Genomic DNA, 2,661 nt, shown 5'->3' on the forward strand with positions numbered 1-2,661 from the left:
GTTAGCGCCCTTAGGAGCTTGGGCAGGAGTCTTTTGGCAATCTTGGGCCAATACCCTATTTGGTTACGCCGCTTGGGCCTGGCTTTTATCTAAGCATCCAGCAGCTCTTGTAGCTCCAGCCCCATTGTTAGTTCCAATCTTTGGCATGGGGGCAACCGCTATTTTCTTGGGTGAGTCACTGCCTGGGTGGAAGTTCTTAGCAGCAGGTTTGGTGATGGTGGGCTACCTGGGCACCATTTATGGTTTATCGTTCACAAAACATTCCTCGAGGAAATCATGAAGATATTAATTGTGGGCGCGGGTGGTATCGGCGGCTATTACGGATCGAAGTTGATGTTGGCTGGTGCAGATGTCACTTACCTCCTGCGTGATAAACGCCAAGCGCATATTCAAGAGCATGGGTTGGTAGTGGAGACGCCAAAAGGTAGTTATACGGTGCATCCTAAAACAGTGACCGCTCAAGAGCTAAAGCCGATCTATGACCTCATTATCTTGGCACCTAAAGCCTTTGATTTAGAAGACTCTTTACAGTCTATTGCTGGGGCCTCCAGCCAAGGTCTTATCTTGCCTTTCCTTAACGGCTTAGCGCATATTGAGCAATTGGATCAGCGTTTTGGTCGCGAGCGTGTGATGGGCGGTATTGCTCATATAGCAGCAACGATTACCGATACAGGCGCAGTAAAGCAATTAACGGATTTGCATGTTCTGACCGTTGGTGCGCGCACACCAAGTCAAGAGGCTGCGGCAAAAGCATTTTATGAGTCGTGTCAGAAGACGGACTTTAATGCAGTCTATAGCGAAAATATTGAGCAAGCCCTGTGGGATAAGTGGACTTTCCTAAGTACCTTGGCAGGGATGACCACTTTATGTAATGGTTCTATTGGCGAGATCGTTGCAACTCCCTATGGTGATGCGCTGACTAAAACCATGTTTGCACAGTGTTGTGCGATTGCAGATGCCCATGGATTTACGATCGCTGCTGGTGTGCAAAGCAAATCGATTGAGATGCTCACCGCAGTTGGATCACCAATGACGGCGTCCATGTTACGAGATTTAAATGCTGGCAATAAAACAGAGCATGGGCATATCTTGCTCGAGATGATTAATAAGGCGCAAGCTAAGCAATTGGATTGCGATTTAATCAAGATGGCATATACCCATATTGAAATAATCCAGCGCCGTAACACTTAAGCAATAAGTATGAGTATGGATATGAGTATTTGCTAATGATCTTACGCATTCTGGGTATTACCCTGCCAATCTTCGCAATTGTGTTCGCGGGGTTCTTATATGCACGATATAGAAAGCCCAATATGAGTGGTGCTAATCACACCCTCATTGATTTGGCATTGCCATGTTTTATTTTTATCTCTTTATCAGCTAAGCCACTGGATTTCACAAGCGCTGGTTATTTGGTGTTGGCGGCAGTATTGATAGTCGTTTGTTCAGGCCTACTAGCTCTGCCTTTGGCCAAGTATTCAGGAACGGGAGCGAAAGCCTTGCTGCCGTCCATCATGTTTACCAATGTCGGCCCGATTGGTATTCCGCTCACGGTCTTGGCATTTGGGCAAGATGGATTGGCGCCATCAGTACTTCTCATGGTGCTCTCCAATATTTTGATTTTCTCGCTGGGCTCGGCAGTGATGACGGGCAAGATGGATGCCAAAAGTATTTACGCCAGCCCCTTGGTATGGTCGATGGGTCTCGGTCTGTGGTTCGGTCACTTTCAGATGACTTTGCCAGATTGGCTAGATACCTCGGTCACCATGGTCAGCACTATTTTGATTCCCCTGATGTTGATCTCGCTGGGTACCCGCCTGGCCGAAGGAAAAATCGAGCATGTTAAAGCTGGGGTTGTTGCAACCGCACTTTCCATTGTTTTGCGCCTGTTGGTTGCCTATTTAGTCATATGGGCATTGCCTTTGGAGTCCATTCAGAAGGGCGCGTTGATCATTTTTGCCGGCTTGCCCCCTGCGGTATTTAATTACATCTTGGCTGATCGCCATAATCAAGAACCCCAAAAAGTAGCCTCAATTGTGATGGTGGGACACCTGCTGTCGGTGATCTATTTGCCGCTGGTGATTTGGCTGGCAATCTATACCGGCACCCCCTAAGCTCAAGCTGGTATTAAGCCCATTAATAAAGTGGTTAAGGTAGATAGGTAGAAGATAAGGCAGTTTGAGGAGATTCGATCTACTGTTTCTTGGGCTAATCAGTTACGGCAAACCCTTGCAGTTAATGCCTTGGCCAGACGGAGGGTTTTAGGGTGACTCATTTTCATGAGGAAATTAGCGTAAACCCCAATTGAGATGCTTGTAGGGAGGAATACGATCATGTTGTTGTTATACCGATTAATAAAAGAAGAATTGGAGATATTCGATGTCTATTACTGCCAAAGATGCAGCCCCAGTAGTTGTTCAAGAAGAAAATACAAGTCAATCCCGTAGAAAGTTTTTCAGCAAAGCAGGTGCTGCTGCTGTAGCTGTTCCACTGGCTGGCTTCCCAATGATTTCTGTAGCTCAAGCTCCTGTTGTGTTGAAAATGCAAGGTGCTTGGGGAGCTAAAGACGTCTTCAATGAAATGGCTGAAGACTACGTCAAAAAAGTAAATGAAATGTCTGGCGGTAAGCTCAAGATTGATTACCTCGTTGGTGGTTCAGTG

General features: G+C 46.6%; 4 protein-coding genes. All 4 read left to right on the forward strand.

Features of this window, described 5'->3' with window-relative positions:
* Positions 1-280 (forward strand): EamA family transporter (locus B7Y67_RS14825; RefSeq protein WP_293599300.1); only part of this gene is annotated, 280 nt, incomplete at its 5' end.
* Entirely contained in the window at positions 277-1,191 is a 915-nt protein-coding gene (locus tag B7Y67_RS14830; RefSeq protein ID WP_293599301.1) for a ketopantoate reductase family protein, read from the forward strand. The genes B7Y67_RS14825 and B7Y67_RS14830, both read left to right, overlap by 4 nt.
* A 35-nt stretch (positions 1,192-1,226) precedes the next feature.
* Entirely contained in the window at positions 1,227-2,114 is an 888-nt protein-coding gene (locus B7Y67_RS14835; RefSeq protein WP_293599302.1) for an AEC family transporter, read from the forward strand.
* 265 nt (positions 2,115-2,379) lie between these two features.
* On the forward strand, positions 2,380-2,661 hold a 282-nt coding region (locus B7Y67_RS14840), incomplete at its 3' end, for a twin-arginine translocation signal domain-containing protein (RefSeq protein WP_293599303.1).

It is taken from the genome of Polynucleobacter sp. 35-46-11, assembly GCF_002281105.1.